Below are 14,725 nucleotides of genomic sequence, written 5' to 3'. Positions count from 1 at the left end.
CCGGTGGTACGGAATCCACATGACGCCGCGACAGGCGACGTCGTGTCAATGTATGGGAGACGATCGCTCAGGCGCCGGCATCATCCTCGGCGACGGACGACTGGCCGGGCTCGACCCGCTCGACGACTTCCAGGTCGAAGCCGGAAAGCGCCGAGAACTTCCAGGGCGAGCTGAGCAGGCGCATGCGTCCCACGCCCAGGTCGCGGAGGATCTGCGAGCCGGTGCCGATGGTGAGGTAGTTGCCCGCGCCGTCGGACTCGGTGGTGCGCGGCGCGCGGCGACGCTCCAGGAACAGGTCGAGCAGGTCCTGGAGGTCCTGGCGGGGCCGGCCGTCGTCGAGCAGCACGAAGACGCCATGCTCGGCGCGAGCCACCTCGGCCACGGCCTCGTGGGCCGCCCAGCTGCCCCCCTCGCCCTTCTGCAGCGAGAGCAGGTCGCGCATCACGTTGGCCAGGTGCACGCGCACGGTGGTCAGTGCCTCGGGATGCGGGTGCCCCTTGACCAGGGCCAGGTGGTGGGCGCCCTGGATGCGATCGCGGAAGACGTGCAGGGTCAGCTCGCCATGGGGCGTCTGGACCGGCATCGATTCCTGGGGCTCGACGGTCTGCTCGTTGTGGATGCGGTAGTGGATCAGGTCGGCGATGGTGCCCATCTTGAGGCCGTGCTCGCGGGCAAAGCACTCGAGCTCGGGGCGGCGGGCCATGCTGCCGTCCTCGCTCATCACCTCGCAGATCACGCCGCTCGGGTCCAGGCCGGCCAGGGCCGCCAGGTCGCAGGCGGCCTCGGTGTGGCCGGCACGCCGCAGCACCCCGCCCGGCTCGGCCATCAGCGGGAAGATGTGGCCAGGCTGGACGATATCCTCCGCCTTGGCGTCCCGGGCCACCGCGGCCTGCACGGTGCGCGCCCGGTCGGCCGCCGAGATCCCGGTGGTCACCCCGTCGGCGGCCTCGATGGACAGCGTGAACTTGGTCCCGAAGCCGGAGCCGTTGTCGCGGACCATCAGCGGCAGCTGCAGCCGCTCGCAGCGCTCGCAGGTCATCGGCAGGCAGATCAGTCCCCGGGCGTGGCGCGCCATGAAGTTGATGTGCGCGGCCTCGACCTTTTCGGCGGCCATGATGATGTCGCCTTCGTTCTCGCGATCCTCGTCGTCCATCAGGATCACCATCCGCCCCTGGCGGATGTCATCGATCAGCTCGGCGATGGGGGCCAGGCCCCCAGAGGAGGAGTGCTCCATGGAATCTCCATTGACTCTGCGTGGTGGCTGTCGCGCCCCGACGACGATCGGGTCGCCGTGGGGCGTCGCCCCCCTCGAAACCGCGTCAGGGTACCGTGGCGCGGCGCCCGGCGCCAGTGGATCGCACCGCTGGCGCGAGCTCGGGCAGCCGCCTGTCGTGGTGATGGCCCCGCGCGGGAGCGGAGCGAGCCGCAAAGGCGCCCTGGCGATGCCGGCGACGGGCTCAGGCGTCCCGGCGCGGCCGGGCGGTGATTCGCCAGTCCCGCCCCACGGCACGGATATCGAGGATCTCCAGCGGGCGCTGCTGCTCCATGCGCTCCAGCCCCGGCAGGGCGAACAGCGGCCGGGCCTCGCCGCCGAGCAGGGTCGGAGCCACGAACAGCTGCATCTCGTCGACCAGGTCGGCATCCAGCATGGCGCCGGCCAGGGTCGCGCCGGTCTCCAGCAGCACCTCGTTGACCGCCTCCCGCTCGGCCAGGTGACGCAGCAGCGCCGCCAGGTCCACGCGGCCGTCGACGGCCGCGGGCAGCGCCAGCACCTCGGCGCCGGCGGCCTCGAGGCGGGCCCGGTGCTCGCCGTCCTGACCCTCGAGGGTCGCCACCAGGGTACGCCCCGGCTCGCGCAGGCAAGCGGCGGCCTCGGGCAGGCGCAGCCGCGAGTCCACCACCACCCGCAGCGGCTGGCGGGCGGCGATGGCCGCGCCCTCGGGCAGCTCGAGCTGGTCGGCGCGGACCGTGAGCCGGGAGTTGTCGAAGATCACCGACTCCACGCCGGTCAGCACCGCGCTGGAGCGGGCACGCAGCCGCTGCACCTCGCGACGTGCCCGGGGGCCGGTGATCCACTGGGACTCGCCGGAGCGCATGGCGGTCCGGCCGTCGAGGCTCATGGCCATCTTCAGCCGCACGAAGGGCCGGCCCCGGGCCATGCGGGCAATGAACCCGGGGTTGAGGGCCCGGGCCTGAGCCTCGAGCAGGCCGACCTCGACCTCGATACCGGCCTCGCGCAGCCGCGCGATGCCCCGACCGGCCACCAGCGGATTGGGGTCCCGCATGGCCACGATCACTCGTGCCACCCCGGCCGCCACCAGCGCCGCGGCACAGGGACCGGTGCGCCCCTGGTGGGAGCAGGGCTCGAGGGTGACGTAGGCGGTGGCCCCCCGGGCTGCCTCGCCGGCGGCGTGCAGGGCATGAATCTCCGCGTGGGGCTCGCCGGCCCGCACGTGCCAGCCCTCGCCCACCCGCTGGCCATCCTTGACCAGCACGCAGCCCACCCGGGGGTTGGGGTCGGTGGTGTAGAGGCCGCGACGCGCCAGCACCAGGGCGCGGGCCATCCAGGCCTCGGGAGTCCGCCGCACGGTCATGCGCCCCCCGGCTCGTCGGGCCGGAAGCTCGGCTCCTGAGCGAGGCGATCGATCTCGGCACGGAACTCGTCGATGTCCTGGAAGCGCCGATAGACCGAAGCGAAGCGGATATAGGCCACCTGGTCGAGCCGCTTCAGGGCATGCATCACCTCCTCGCCAACGTCCCGGGCATGGACCTCGCGCTCGCCGCGGGCGCGCAGCGTCTGGCGGATGCGCTCGACCGCGGCCTCGATGGACTCGGCGCTGACCGGCCGCTTCTCCAGGGCGCGCAGCATGCCGGCGCGCAGCTTGGCCTCGTCGAACAGCTCGCGGGAGCCGTCGGCCTTGATGACCCGGGGCATCACCAGCTCGGCGGTCTCGTAGGTGGTGAAGCGCTCCCCGCAGGCCGCACACTGGCGTCGGCGGCGCACCTGATCGCCCTCGGCGACCAGCCGGGAATCGGTCACGCGGGTGTCATGGGCGCCGCAGAAGGGGCAATGCATAGCGAGTATCCGACGTGGCAGGAAACGGTGTCGCCACATTGTAACGGTTTTGGGGCCACGGCGCCCAGCGCTCGCCCCGGCCGACGCCGTCGTCGGCCGGGGCTAATACGCTGCTAATCCACGCCTGTCATGCTGCCGCCGAACCCGACGAGAGAGTCGCGCCATGCCTTCCGTGACAAGATCGCCACGCCCCGCGAGATGCCTCGCATCCCTGCTGCTGGTCACCCTGCTCGGGCTGCTCGCGGCCACCTCGGCCGAGGCCCAGGGCCTCCCGGATCAGCAGGACGACTTCCTGCCCCCCGACCAGGCCTTCCAGCTGCAGGCGCGCCGCGACGGCCAGGACATCCGCCTGAGCTGGGACATCGCGCCGGGCTACTACCTCTACCGCAAGCGTCTCGAGGTGACCACCGCCGCGGGCGAGACGCTGTCGCCGATGCTGCCCCCGGGGGAGGTCATCACCGACGAGTACTTCGGCGAAGCCGAGGTCTATCGACAGCGGCTCGTGGCCGGGGTTACCCCCGGGGACGCCGAGGTGCTCTCGCTGACCTGGCAGGGCTGCGCCGACAACGGCCTGTGCTATGCGCCGCAGCAGGCGGACCTGCGCCTGGCCGACATGGCGCTGCTGCCGCCGGGAGAGGCCCGCGCGCATCCCGAGCCGCCGCAACCGGAGCCGGAACCCGAGACGGCGGGCCCTGGCCCCGGGGAGGACCAGCGTCTCGCCGAGCGCCTCGCCGGCGCGCCCACCGCCTGGATCCCGGCCGCCTTCTTCGGCATGGGACTGCTGCTCACCTTCACGCCCTGCGTGCTGCCGATGATCCCCATCCTCTCGAGCCTGGTGGTGGGGGCCGGCGGCGGGACCCGCCGCGGCCTGGCCCTGTCCGCGGCCTTCGTGGTGCCCATGGCGCTGACCTATGCGCTCCTCGGCGTGGCCGCGGGGCTCGCCGGCGCCAACCTGCAGGCCATGCTGCAGACACCCTGGCTGCTGAGCGCCTTCGCGGCGTTCTTCGCGGTGTTCGCCCTGGCCATGTTCGGGCTCTTCGAGCTCCAGTTGCCCGGTCCCCTGCGCCGCCGCCTGGATGCCCTGCAGCAGCGCCAGCGCGGCGGCACCCTGCATGGCGCGGCCCTGATGGGCGGGCTCTCGGCGCTGCTGGTCGGCCCCTGCATGACCGCCCCGCTGGCCGGCGCCCTGCTCTACATCGGCGACAGCGGCGATGCCCTGCTCGGCGGCGCCGCCCTGCTGGCCCTGGGACTCGGCATGGGCACGCCGCTGCTGCTGGTGGGTGCCCTGGGGGCGCGACTGCTGCCCCGGCCCGGCCCCTGGATGATGCGCATCAAGGCCCTGTTCGGCTTCGTGCTGCTGGGCATGGCCATCACCTTCCTCGACCGGGTGATCGACGATTCCCTGACCCTGGCCCTGTGGGGCGCCTGGCTGATCGGCCTGGCGCTGTCGCTCTACCAGGCCGCCCTGGCGCCCCCCGCCCGACGGCTGTCGCGGACCCTCGGCCTGGTACTGAGCCTCTGGGGGGGACTGCTGATGGTCGGCGGCGCCGGTGGCGGCGACGACGCCCTGCGCCCGCTGGCCTTCCTGGAGGGGGCCGGCGTCACGGACGCGTCGAGCGACGGCGAGGACCTCATGGCCCGCTTCAGGCCGGTGGCGGACGGCGAGGATCTCCGGCGACAGCTGGACGCCGCCACCGAGGCCGGCCGCTGGAGCCTGGTGGACGTCTATGCCGACTGGTGCGTGTCCTGCCAGGTCATCGAGGACGAGGTTTTCGGCGACCCTCGGGTGCAGGCCGCCCTGGCCGACATGCGCCTGCTGCGCCCGGACGTCACCGCCCAGGACGCCGACGACCAGGCCCTGATGCGAGACCACGGCATCATCGGTCCGCCCACGCTGATGCTGGTCGGTCCCGACGGCGAGGAGCGGCGCGGCGCGCGCGTGGTCGGTGAGATCGACGCCGACGCCTTCCTCGCGCGCCTGCACCGGGTCCGCGCGTCGGGGGCGACGCCATGAGCCTACTCGACCGCAGCCTGGCCATCGGTCCCTTCGGCCTGAGCCTCGAGCGCTGGCTGCTGATCGCCGCCGCACTGATCGCCCTGCTGGTCGGCGGGCTGCTCGGCCGGCGCCGCCGGGTTGCCGTCGGCGATGCCCTCCTCACGGCCCTGGTGGTCGGCCTCATCGCCGCGCGACTGGCTTTCGTGCTGCGCTACTCTGGACAGTTCGAGGGGTTCGTCGCCATGCTGGACATTCGCGACGGCGGCTTCCGCCCCCTGGCCGGCCTGCTGGGCGCGGGCGCCTTCCTGGCGTGGCGCGCCTGGCGATGGCCGGTCACACGACGTCCGCTGGCCGGCGCCGTGCTGGCCGGCGGACTGGTCTGGACCGGACTCGCCGGGAGCCTGCAGCTGATCGGGACCACCTCGAGGCCGTTGCCCGAGGTCGCGATGACCACCCTGGCGGGCGAGCCGATCTCGCTGCCGACCTTCGCCAAGCCCCGGGGACGCCCTATGGTGGTGAACCTGTGGGCCAGCTGGTGTCCGCCCTGCCGCCGGGAGATGCCGGTCCTGGCGGCCGCCCAGCGGCGCCATGGCGACATCGACTTCGTGTTCGCCAACCAGGGCGAGAACCGTGCCCGCGTCGAGGATTTCCTCGCCACCGAGGGGCTGGGCGGGCTGCGGCATGTGTGGCTCGACCGCCCTGGCCAGCTGGGGCGCACCACCGGGGCCCAGGTGATGCCCACCACCCTGTTCTACTCGGCCGGCGGCCGGCTGGTCGACAGTCATGTCGGCGAGCTGTCCCGGGCCTCCCTCACCCCCTACCTGGAGCGGTTGACCACTGCCCCGACCTCCACCGACACACGAGGATGAACCGATGCTGCGACTCGCCCTGACCCTCGCCGGCCTGTCCCTGCCGCTGGCGGCGCCAGCCGCGGACTGGCCGGCCCCGATCCAGGCGCTGGCCGACCAGGGACTGACCATCCACGAGCGCTTCGAGGCGCCGGGCGGCCTGACCGGCTTCGCGGCCAGCGCCCAGGGGCGCGAGGTTGCCGTCTACCTGACCCCGGACGGCGAGCATGCCGTGGTGGGCAACCTGGTGGATGCCGAGGGCAACAACCTCTCCACCGCGCCGCTGGAACGGCTGGTGCGCGGCCCGCAGGATGCCGAGACCTGGGCCTCGCTGTCCGACAGTGCCTGGATCCCCGACGGCGACGCCTCGGCCGAGCGCATCATCTACGTCTTCACCGACCCCAACTGCCCCTACTGCCGCCAGTTCTGGCAGATGGCCCGCCCCTGGGTCGAGGCCGGCCGGGTCCAGCTGCGCCACATCATGGTCGGCATCCTCGAGCAGGACAGCCCGCGCCTGGCCATCTCGATGCTGGCCGCCGAGGATCCCGCAGCGGCGCTGGCCGCCCACGAGAGCGGCGATCCGATCGAACCGCTTCAGACCCTGCCCCGCCGCTGGGAGATGACGCTGCAGGAGAACCATGAGCTGATGCGCGGCATGGGCCTCTACGCCACGCCGAGCATCTTCTATCGTGACGGCGAGCTGGTGGAGGTGCTGCAGGGCCTCCCCGAGGAGGAGCAGTTCGCCGAGATCATGGGCTCGCCCGAGCCCTGACACACTCGACCCCCGCCTCCCGGCGGGGGTCGAGATCAGGGGACTGCGCGGGCAGTCGGCTAGCGCGGGTTCTCGCCGTAGTCGTCGTGATCGCCCAGGCGCTGGCCGTCGATCTCGTCGCCGTAGAAGCCCATGTGCTGGTGGAAGATCTCGTCGGTCTCGTCCACCGAGGCCAGGGTCCGGCGTCGCGGGTCCTGGGGCCGCTCGTGGCTGTTGATGAAGGCCGCCACGTCCCAGGCCTGCTGGTCGGTGAGGGAATACGGCTTGCCGAGCGGCATGTTGGCCTTGATGAAATTGGCCGCAGTGTTCACCCGGTGCATGCCGGCGCCCCAGTTGTAGGCACCGTCTCCCCACAGCGGCGGGAACACCTGGCGCTCGCCGACCTTCTGCCCCTGGCCGTTGTCGCCATGGCAGACGGCACACTGGTCGGCGTAGACCTCCGCACCCCGGCCGCGATCCGGTGCCTCCCCGGTCTCCTCCAGCCCGGGATAGCCCCGCCCGGGCAGGGACTGGTTGATGGGCGCGCCAGTGGCCATCCAGTGGAAGTAGGTCTGCAGCGCCACCAGGGTCTCGCTGCCGTACTCGGGGGGCACGCCGTTCATGGAGTAGGTGAAGCAGCCCTGGATGCGCTCGGCCATGGTGTTGACCTTGTCGTTCTTGCCGCGATAGGCGGGATAGACGCCCATCGAGGCCCACATCGGGGCCGAGTCGGCCAGCCGCCCGGCGTCCAGGTGACAGTTGCTGCAGTTCTGGTCGTTGAAGACATTCTCGCCGCGCAGCTGCTGGGTGTTGACGAAGAGGTCGCGCCCCTTGCGGACCATCTCACCGTACTGGTTGTCGGGAATGTCCCGCTCGGCGGGCGGCGTGAAGGTGGCCTCGCCGGCCGGCGCCTCAGGCAGGGGCACCTGGTAATCGCGTTCCGGCGCCTCGGACTCGGCGGCGGACACGGCGCTCAGGCCGAGCACCGCCACCAGGGGGCCGGCGAGCCAAGACGTCATCCTGGGGGTGTTCATTGGCCGCCCTCCTCTTCTGCTGCCGACGCGCTCGTCGCCTCGAGCCGCTCGGGCAGGGTCGCGTAATAATCGGCGATCAGGTCGATCTGGTCGTCATCCAGGCGCTCGGCGATGCCCCGCATCAAGCCGTCGGGATCATTGTGACGGTCCCCATTGCGCCAGGCGCGCAGCTGGGCCGACAGGTAGCCGGCATGCTGGCCGGCGATCGGCGGGAAGTCGGCGCCCACGCCCTGGCCGTTGGGGCCATGGCACTGGCTGCAGGCCGGCAGTGTCTTGTCCCAGTCGCCGCGCTCGGCCAGCCACTCCCCCGGCTGGTCCGGCGACGCGGCAGAATAGGCCGTGGGCAGCTCGGGCCAGGACGCCAGGCCCGCATAGTAGGCCGCCACATCGGCGATCTGCTGGTCGTCCAGCATCTTGGCGAAGGGCATCATGGTGGCGTTCTCTCGCCGCCCGGCCTGGAAGTCATGCAGTTGCTTGGCGATGTAGTCCGCCGGCAGTCCGGCCAGGCGTGGCCAGGACTCCCCCTGCGGCATGTTCATGCCCATGCCGTCGGCCTGGTGGCAGGCCACGCAGGTGCCGGCGACGCTCTCGCCGCGGCTCGGGTCACCCTCGAGGGCGAGCGCGGGGCCGGCGGCGAGGCCGATCCCCACCAGCAACCCCAGGCCGCCCGTGATTCTCATGGTTGTCATCCGGTCTCTTCCTCTGTTGTTATCGATCCCTTGCAGGGTTTCTCTCCCTGCCGGTCGGCGCAGGCCTCGACCGGCAGGGTCAGGCGGGCCTCCAGCCCACCCTCCGCGGGGTGCCGGAAGTCCAGCGCCCCGCCGAAACGCTCGGCGATGGCGGTGACGATCGCCAGCCCCAGGCCACTACCGTCGCCGCCGCGATGCCAGAATCGACGCGGCGGCGCCGACAGGCTGGACGCGTCCAGCCCGGGGCCACGATCGCGCACCACGAAGATCAGCCGGTCCGGTGCGGGGGTCTCGACCGCGAGGCGCACGGGGTCACCGCCCGTCCCGTGACGCAGGGCGTTGTCGACCAGGTTGCGCAGTGCCGTGATGGCCAGCTCGCGGGGCAGCGCCAGGCACTCCTCCGGCCAGGTCGACGGCATCTCGACCCGGTCCGCCGCGGCGCCGGCGTCGCGCACTGCCAGCCTCGCCACGTCCCCGGCTCGGCACGGCTCGCCGTCCTCGAAGGTCACACGGCCCTCGACCCGGGCCAGCGTCAGCAGCTGTTCCAGGGTCCGCGTCAGCCGCGCCACGCCTTCCTCGGCCCGGGCCAGGGCGCGCCGGGCACCCTGGCCCTCCACCCGGGAAGCCACCTGCAGATGGGTCTTGATGGCGGTGAGCGGGGTGCGCAGCTCGTGGGCGGCATCGTTGGTGAAGCGTTGTTCACGGACCATCGCCCGCTGCACGCGGGCCAGCAGCTGGTTGAGGGTCTCGACCGGCGGGCGCAGCTCGGCGGGCAGGTCACGGGTGCCCAGCGGCGCCAGGGCATCGGGGTGACGGTGCGCCAGGGCATCGCGCAGGCGCCGCAATGGTGCCAGGCCACGCACGACCCCCAGCCAGACCGCCAGCAGGCTGCCGAGCAACGCCACCAGGAAGGGCACCACGGCCACCTCCAGCACGTTGCGCAACAGCTGCTCGCGCTCGTCCAGGCGATCCGCGGTGGTGATGGTCAGTCCGTCACGGCGGTAGGTGAAGACCCGCCAGGTGGTGCCATCGGCCTCCCGATAGGCATGGCCCGGCTCGCCCGGGGTCAGCACGCCGGCCATGTCGCCATGGGTCTGCGCCAGGACCTCGCCGCGTGGCGAGTGCACCTGGCAGGCTAGCCCCTCGATGGGAGGAATCGACAGCGCGCGCCGGTCCGCCTGCGACCAGACGTCCCGGGGCAGCTGAGTCATCAGCCCGGCCACCATGCGCGCCGACTGGGCCAGGCGCTGGTCCAGGGTCTTCTCCACCTGGTGGTGGAGGTCGCGCATCAGCCAGGCGGCCACCAGCGTCCACAGCAGGGTCAGGGTCAGCCCCAGGGTCAGCAGCAGGCGGGTCCTCAGGCTCACGTCGACGCCTCGGCCACCAGCGCCTCCGGTGCTCCCAGCCGATAGCCAAGCCCGCGCACCGTCTCGATGATGGCGGGGCCGAGCTTGCGCCTCAGGTGGTGGATATGCACGTTCAGGGCATTGCTCTCGACCTCCTCGGACAGGCCATAGAGCCCGTCCTTGAGCCGCTCCGCCGAGAGGATCCCCTGCGGCGAATGCAGGAAGGTCTCCAGCAGCATCAGCTCGCGGCGCGACAGCGACACCGGCCTGCCGGCGAGGCGCACCTCGCGGGACACCGGGTCCAGACTGAGCGGGCCGTGCTCGATGCGGCTGCCGGCCTGGCCGGCGGAACGGCGCAGCAGCGCCTGGAGCCGGGCCACCAGCTCGTCCAGGTCGAAGGGCTTGACCAGGTAGTCGTCGGCCCCCTCGCGCAGCCCCGCGACCCGGTCCGCCACGGCGTCCCGGGCGGTGAGCACCAGCACCGGTACCCGCCGGCCCGCCCGGCGCCATTCGTCAAGCAGGCCCAGGCCGTCGCCGTCGGGCAAGCCGCGGTCCAGGATCACCAGGTCGCTGGCCAGGGTCGCCATCAGCGAATCGGCCTCCGCCCGGGAGGCCGCTACGTCGACGACGAAGCCCTGGGTCTCCAGTCCGGCGCGGATGCCGTCGGCCACCAGGGCATCGTCTTCGATCAACAGCACATGCATCGCGTAGGGCTCCTCTCCGTGTGCGACATTGTGTCGCCTCGTCATTAAGCCGGCATTAAGCCGCCGGCCCAAAGCGCCCGGGCCGGCTAGGCCATTGGTCGAAGGGCCCTCCGCCGGGGCGGAGGGGCAGGCCGTCGTCAGGAACGCGACGGCAGGGCCCGGGCCAGGAACCAGCCGGCGACCATGGCCGCCAGCATGGCCGCCAGCGGGGCGGTAATGCCGACCACGGAGGCGAAGGCCGGGCCGGGGCAGTAGCCGGAAAGCCCCCAGCCGATGCCGAACAGCGCCGAGCCACCGATCAGCCGGCCGTCCAGGTCACGCCGGGTCGGCACCTGGAAGGCACTGGCGAACAGCGGATTGGGGCGGCGCATGGCCAGACGATAGCCGATGAAGTTGGTGATCACGGCGCCGCCGAGCACGAACATCAGCGTCGGATCCCAGGCGCCGAAGAGATCCAGGAAGCCCAGCACCCGGGCCGGGTCGGTCATCCCGGACACGGCCAGGCCGAGCCCGAACAGCAGGCCGGCGATATAGCCCATCAGGATTCTCATGCGCCACCTCCCAGCAGGTGCCGGACCACGAAGACGGTGAGGATCGCCGCCGCCAGGAAGGTCAGGGTGGCCACCATCGAGCGCGGCGACAGCCGCGCCAGGCCGCACACCCCATGGCCGCTGGTGCAGCCACTGCCGATGCCGGTGCCGACGCCGACCAGCAGGCCGGCGACGAGCATCAAGGCGATGCCGCCAGCGGGCTCGCCGATCACCGCCTCGGGCCGGCCGAAGACGTTGCCCAGCTCGCCACCCGCCAGCACCAGCGCCAGAGGGCCGCTGACCAGTCCGAGCAGGAAGGCCAGGCGCCAGGCGCTGTCGCCACGGGGCCTGGCGGTGACCAGGGTGCCGATGATGCCGCTGATGCCGGCGATCCGCCCCAGGGTGGCCATCAGCCAGGTGGCCGAAAGCCCGATCAGCACCCCGCCGACCAGGCCGTGCAGGCTTGCCGTGATATCCAAGGTGTCGTGTCTCCCTTAACGGTGGTTCTTGCAGGTACTGATGCCCAGCAGCGCGTACAGCGGGCAGGTATTGAGCAGCCCGGTGGCCAGCGGGATCACCCCGATCCAGCCCCAGGCGCCGATGGTGCCGGTCAGGGCCAGCACGATGAGCAGCGCCCCGATCAGGATGCGCGCGATCTTGTCGATGCGGCCGACGTTGGTCTTCATGGTGAGACTCCTTGCTTGAGGGAAGCGCCGGACGCCTCGTCCGGCGCGGGAACGACCCCGGCGTCCTCCCCGTGCAGGGCACGCCAGGCGTCATAGGTGCTGAGAAAGATCTGGCCGCTCAGCTCCTGGTAGAAGTCGATGTGCTCCAGGCGATCCATCACCGGCCCTTTCACCTCGGCCAGGTGGAGGCGAACGCCGGCGTCCTTCAGTCGGCTGTTGATGGCCTCCAGGCTCTCCAGGGCCGAGGCGTCGATGACATTGACCGCCTGACAGGCCAGGACGATATGGGCCAGGCCCGGCTGGCGGGCCGCCAGGGCCATGACGGTGTCTTCCAGGTAGCGGGCGTTGGCGAAATACAGGCTCTCGTCGACGCGCAGGATCGTCAGGTGCTCGTCGGTCTCCACCTCGTGGCGGCGCACGTTGCGGAAGTGTTCGCTGCCCGGCACCCGGCCCACCACGGCGCTGTGCGGACGACTGGTGCGATACAGGTGCAGGCCCAGGGACAGCACGACACCGGCCAGGATGCCGCTCTCCACGCCATGGACCAGGGTCAGCACCAGGGTGGCCAGCATGGCCACGCCATCGGCCCGGGAATAGGCCCAGGTGCGCTTGATGGCGCGCAGGTCGATCAGGGTACCCACGGCGACGATGATGGTGGCCGCCAGCGTCGCCTTGGGCAGAAAGGCCAGCGGAGTGGTCAGGGTGAGGGTCGCGAGGGCGATACCCAGCGCCGTGAAGGCACCGGCCAGGGGGGTGACGGCCCCGGCCTCGAAGTTGACCACCGAGCGGGAGAAGCCGCCGGACACCGGCGAGCCCCCGCTTCCCCCGGCAGCGAGGTTGGCCAGGCCCAGGGCGATCAATTCCTGGTTGGGATCGATGCGCTGGCGTCGCTTGGCGGCCAGGGTCTGGGCCACCGACACCGATTCCACGAATCCCACCAGGCTGATCAGCACCGCCGCAGGCGCGAGGCTCGACCAGAGTTCCGGCTCGAGACTCGGCAGCGCCAGGGAGGGCAGGCCGCTCGGCACCTCGCCGACCAGGGCCACGCCGCGCTCGCCGAGCCCCAGGGCCCAGGCCAGCAGGGTGGTGACGATCACCGCCGAGACCGGGGCGGCCTTGGCCACCAGGTCCGCGGCCGTGGCGGACAGCCCCAGGCGCTGCAGCCCGCCCTTGAGATGCCGTCGGCACAGCAGCAGGTAGCCCCAGACCCCGCCACCAATCACCAGGGTGATGATGTTGACGTCCCCGAGCGAGGCGATCAACGCCGAGAGCATTTCCACCAGGTTATGACCGGACGCCTCCACCCCGAGGATATGGCGCAGCTGGCTGGCGGCGATGAGGATGCCTGAGGCGGTGACGAAGCCCGAGATCACCGGGTGGCTCAGGAAGTTGGCGAGGAATCCCAGACGCAGCAGGCCCATGGCCACCAGCACCAACCCGGAGAGTGCCGCCAGCACCAGGGCCGCCCCCACGTACTCGGCACTGCCGGGCGTAGCGATGCCGGACAGCGCCGAGGCGGTCATCAAGGAGGCCACGGCCACCGGCCCCACCGCCAGGGTGGCGCTGGTACCGAAGACCGCGTAGAGCACTAGCGGCAGCATGCTGGCGTAGAGCCCCACCTCCGGGGGCAGGCCGGCCAGCAGGGCGTAGGCCAGGGCCTGGGGCACCAGCATCAGGGTGACGATCACCGCCGCCAGCAGGTCACGGGCCAGGATGTCGCGCCGGTAGCCGTGCAGCCAACCGATCAGGGGAATCCAGCGTGACGGCATCATCAGCCTCTCGCGGTCTGGGTGTCGTCTCGATCGGCATGGCGCCGGGCCGGCTTGGCCAGCCACTCATGCCCCCTGAGCATGCCATTCCAGTACAGCCAGGGCAGTTGCTTGGCCTTGAGCCACCAGGCCCGCCGGGTCGCCTGGGTACCGTCGTTGACCCAGCGCGGGAAGGTGGGCTGCAACTGGCCGCCATAGCCGAACTCGGCCAGCACGATGCGTCCCCGCTCCACGGTCAGCGGGCAGGACCCGTAACCCAGATACCCTGCCGGCAGGGGGGCATCCTCCAGCGAGGCCAGCAGGTTCTCGGCCACCACCGGCGCCTGCTTGCGCACCGCCGCGGCAGTCTTGGCGTTGGGCGTGCCGCTGGCATCGCCCAGGCCGAACACCGCCGGATGGCGAGCGTGCTGGAGCGTCTCCGGATCCAGGTCGAGCCAGCCGCCGGCATTGGCGAGCCCCGAATCGGCGATGAATGCTGGCGCCTTCTGCGGCGGCACCACGTGCAGCATGTCGAAGTCTCTCTCCTCCGCGCGCTCGCCCTCGGCATCCTTCACGGCGAAGCGTGCCGTGCGCGACGGGCCGTCCACCGCCACCAGGCGATGGCCGAAGGCGGTCTCGATCCCGTAGCGATCGATGTAGTGCTCCAGCGCCGGTACATAGTCGGCGACGCCGAACAGCACTTCACCGGCGGTGCAGAAGCTCACCGCGATCTGGCCCAGGCGACCCTGGCGGCGCCAGTGATCGCAGGACAGGTACATGGCCTTCTGCGGGGCGCCGGCGCACTTGACGGGCATGGGCGGCTGGGTGAACAGCGCCCGGCCCTTGTCCAGCGACTGCACCAGCGACCAGGTATAGGGCGCCAGATCGAAGCGGTAGTTGGAGGTCACGCCATGCTGGCCGAGGGTGGCTTCCAGGCCCTCGATGGCCCCCCAGTCGATCACCAGCCCCGGGGCCACCACCAGGCGGGTATAGCCGAGCCGCCGGCCATCCCCCAGCACCACCTCCCCGGCAGCCGGGTCCACCCGCTCGGCATGGATCGCGTACCAGCTCGCCTTGTCGGGGATGACATCGGCCATGGGCCGCCGGGTGATGGCGGCGGAGAAGACCCCGCCGCCCACCAGGGTCCAGCCGGGCTGGTAGCTGTGCATCTCGGCGGGCTCGACGATGGCGATGTCCAGATCGCCGCGGCGCTTCAGCAGGCTCGCGGTCACCGCGATGCCCGCTGCGCCGCCGCCGATCACGACGACGTCGTGTCGGCGGGACGAGGTCTGTGGGGTCGGGTGTGGCATGGCGTGG

Annotated in this window: 15 protein-coding genes; 3 read left to right on the top strand and 12 right to left on the bottom strand. The window is 71.6% G+C overall.

Going from position 1 to position 14,725, the window contains the following annotated elements; all coding sequences use genetic code 11:
- Positions 1-67: 67 nt before the first annotated feature.
- From ribBA to nrdR, 3 genes are all read right to left on the bottom strand, one after another.
- The gene (gene ribBA, locus EKG36_RS01670) at positions 68-1,234 is read right to left on the bottom strand and encodes a bifunctional 3,4-dihydroxy-2-butanone-4-phosphate synthase/GTP cyclohydrolase II (RefSeq protein ID WP_126480331.1); all 1,167 of its coding nucleotides are present in this window, start codon (positions 1,232-1,234) and stop codon (positions 68-70) included.
- A 223-nt stretch (positions 1,235-1,457) separates the two neighbouring features.
- A complete protein-coding gene (gene ribD, locus EKG36_RS01665; protein ID WP_126480330.1) occupies positions 1,458-2,594 on the bottom strand; it encodes a bifunctional diaminohydroxyphosphoribosylaminopyrimidine deaminase/5-amino-6-(5-phosphoribosylamino)uracil reductase RibD in 1,137 nt (378 codons plus the stop codon).
- Positions 2,591-3,076, bottom strand: coding sequence for a transcriptional regulator NrdR (gene nrdR, locus EKG36_RS01660; RefSeq protein WP_126480328.1), 486 nt, complete (start codon positions 3,074-3,076; stop codon positions 2,591-2,593). Before nrdR ends, ribD begins: the two co-directional genes overlap by 4 nt.
- Before the next feature lie 163 nt (positions 3,077-3,239).
- Here nrdR and dsbD point away from each other — a divergent pair, with 163 nt between their 5' ends.
- Genes dsbD through dsbG form a run of 3 tightly spaced genes read left to right on the top strand, consistent with a single transcriptional unit; the run spans position 3,240 to position 6,692 of the window.
- Positions 3,240-5,090: a protein-disulfide reductase DsbD gene (dsbD, locus tag EKG36_RS01655; RefSeq protein ID WP_126480326.1), complete on the top strand. Its 1,851-nt coding sequence runs from the start codon at positions 3,240-3,242 to the stop codon at positions 5,088-5,090.
- Positions 5,087-5,941, top strand: coding sequence for a TlpA disulfide reductase family protein (locus tag EKG36_RS01650; RefSeq protein WP_126480324.1), 855 nt, complete (start codon positions 5,087-5,089; stop codon positions 5,939-5,941). The genes dsbD and EKG36_RS01650 overlap by 4 nt, the downstream gene beginning before the upstream one ends.
- Positions 5,942-5,945: 4 nt before the next feature.
- Positions 5,946-6,692 (top strand): thiol:disulfide interchange protein DsbG, encoded by a 747-nt coding sequence (gene dsbG, locus EKG36_RS01645; RefSeq protein ID WP_126480322.1) that lies wholly within the window; start codon positions 5,946-5,948, stop codon positions 6,690-6,692.
- 59 nt (positions 6,693-6,751) lie between these two features.
- Here the strand turns inward: dsbG and EKG36_RS01640 are convergent, their stop codons facing one another.
- The 9 genes from EKG36_RS01640 to EKG36_RS01600 all read right to left on the bottom strand — a co-directional run bounded on the left by EKG36_RS01640 (position 6,752) and on the right by EKG36_RS01600 (position 14,718).
- The gene (locus EKG36_RS01640; protein ID WP_221766025.1) at positions 6,752-7,705 is read right to left on the bottom strand and encodes a c-type cytochrome; all 954 of its coding nucleotides are present in this window, start codon (positions 7,703-7,705) and stop codon (positions 6,752-6,754) included.
- Positions 7,702-8,394, bottom strand: coding sequence for a c-type cytochrome (locus EKG36_RS01635; RefSeq protein WP_126480320.1), 693 nt, complete (start codon positions 8,392-8,394; stop codon positions 7,702-7,704). Before EKG36_RS01635 ends, EKG36_RS01640 begins: the two co-directional genes overlap by 4 nt.
- Entirely contained in the window at positions 8,391-9,761 is a 1,371-nt protein-coding gene (locus EKG36_RS01630; protein WP_126480318.1) for an ATP-binding protein, read from the bottom strand. The genes EKG36_RS01635 and EKG36_RS01630 overlap by 4 nt, the downstream gene beginning before the upstream one ends.
- Complete coding sequence (locus EKG36_RS01625) at positions 9,758-10,444, bottom strand: response regulator (RefSeq protein WP_126480316.1); 687 nt, start codon at positions 10,442-10,444, stop codon at positions 9,758-9,760. Before EKG36_RS01625 ends, EKG36_RS01630 begins: the two co-directional genes overlap by 4 nt.
- A 137-nt stretch (positions 10,445-10,581) precedes the next feature.
- On the bottom strand, positions 10,582-10,995 hold the full coding sequence (locus EKG36_RS01620) for a DUF6691 family protein (RefSeq protein WP_246007401.1): 414 nt from the start codon (positions 10,993-10,995) through the stop codon (positions 10,582-10,584).
- Positions 10,992-11,453: a YeeE/YedE family protein gene (locus EKG36_RS01615; RefSeq protein ID WP_126480314.1), complete on the bottom strand. Its 462-nt coding sequence runs from the start codon at positions 11,451-11,453 to the stop codon at positions 10,992-10,994. The genes EKG36_RS01620 and EKG36_RS01615 overlap by 4 nt, the downstream gene beginning before the upstream one ends.
- Before the next feature lie 15 nt (positions 11,454-11,468).
- A complete protein-coding gene (locus EKG36_RS01610; protein ID WP_126480312.1) occupies positions 11,469-11,660 on the bottom strand; it encodes a YgaP family membrane protein in 192 nt (63 codons plus the stop codon).
- The gene (locus EKG36_RS01605) at positions 11,657-13,432 is read right to left on the bottom strand and encodes a SulP family inorganic anion transporter (protein ID WP_126480310.1); all 1,776 of its coding nucleotides are present in this window, start codon (positions 13,430-13,432) and stop codon (positions 11,657-11,659) included. The genes EKG36_RS01610 and EKG36_RS01605 overlap by 4 nt, the downstream gene beginning before the upstream one ends.
- On the bottom strand, positions 13,432-14,718 hold the full coding sequence (locus EKG36_RS01600; protein WP_126480308.1) for an NAD(P)/FAD-dependent oxidoreductase: 1,287 nt from the start codon (positions 14,716-14,718) through the stop codon (positions 13,432-13,434). The genes EKG36_RS01605 and EKG36_RS01600 overlap by 1 nt, the downstream gene beginning before the upstream one ends.
- Positions 14,719-14,725 lie beyond the last annotated feature (7 nt).

The organism is Halomonas nitroreducens, from assembly GCF_003966155.1.
GTDB classification, from domain to species: Bacteria; Pseudomonadota; Gammaproteobacteria; order Pseudomonadales; family Halomonadaceae; genus Halomonas; species Halomonas nitroreducens.
Note: the sequence above shows the minus strand (reverse complement) of the source record. Positions and strands in the feature narration are given on the sequence as shown.

Coding starts and splice junctions, on each gene's coding strand:
- ribBA (WP_126480331.1), bottom strand. CDS start 1,234: ATGGAGCACTCCTCCTCTGGGGGCCTGGCCCCCATCGCCGAGCTGATC.
- nrdR (WP_126480328.1), bottom strand. CDS start 3,076: ATGCATTGCCCCTTCTGCGGCGCCCATGACACCCGCGTGACCGATTCC.
- dsbD (WP_126480326.1), top strand. CDS start 3,240: ATGCCTTCCGTGACAAGATCGCCACGCCCCGCGAGATGCCTCGCATCC.
- dsbG (WP_126480322.1), top strand. CDS start 5,946: ATGCTGCGACTCGCCCTGACCCTCGCCGGCCTGTCCCTGCCGCTGGCG.
- EKG36_RS01625 (WP_126480316.1), bottom strand. CDS start 10,444: ATGCATGTGCTGTTGATCGAAGACGATGCCCTGGTGGCCGACGGCATC.
- EKG36_RS01635 (WP_126480320.1), bottom strand. CDS start 8,394: ATGACAACCATGAGAATCACGGGCGGCCTGGGGTTGCTGGTGGGGATC.
- EKG36_RS01605 (WP_126480310.1), bottom strand. CDS start 13,432: ATGATGCCGTCACGCTGGATTCCCCTGATCGGTTGGCTGCACGGCTAC.
- EKG36_RS01600 (WP_126480308.1), bottom strand. CDS start 14,718: ATGCCACACCCGACCCCACAGACCTCGTCCCGCCGACACGACGTCGTC.
- ribD (WP_126480330.1), bottom strand. CDS start 2,594: ATGACCGTGCGGCGGACTCCCGAGGCCTGGATGGCCCGCGCCCTGGTG.
- EKG36_RS01640 (WP_221766025.1), bottom strand. CDS start 7,705: ATGAACACCCCCAGGATGACGTCTTGGCTCGCCGGCCCCCTGGTGGCG.
- EKG36_RS01610 (WP_126480312.1), bottom strand. CDS start 11,660: ATGAAGACCAACGTCGGCCGCATCGACAAGATCGCGCGCATCCTGATC.
- EKG36_RS01620 (WP_246007401.1), bottom strand. CDS start 10,995: ATGAGAATCCTGATGGGCTATATCGCCGGCCTGCTGTTCGGGCTCGGC.
- EKG36_RS01650 (WP_126480324.1), top strand. CDS start 5,087: ATGAGCCTACTCGACCGCAGCCTGGCCATCGGTCCCTTCGGCCTGAGC.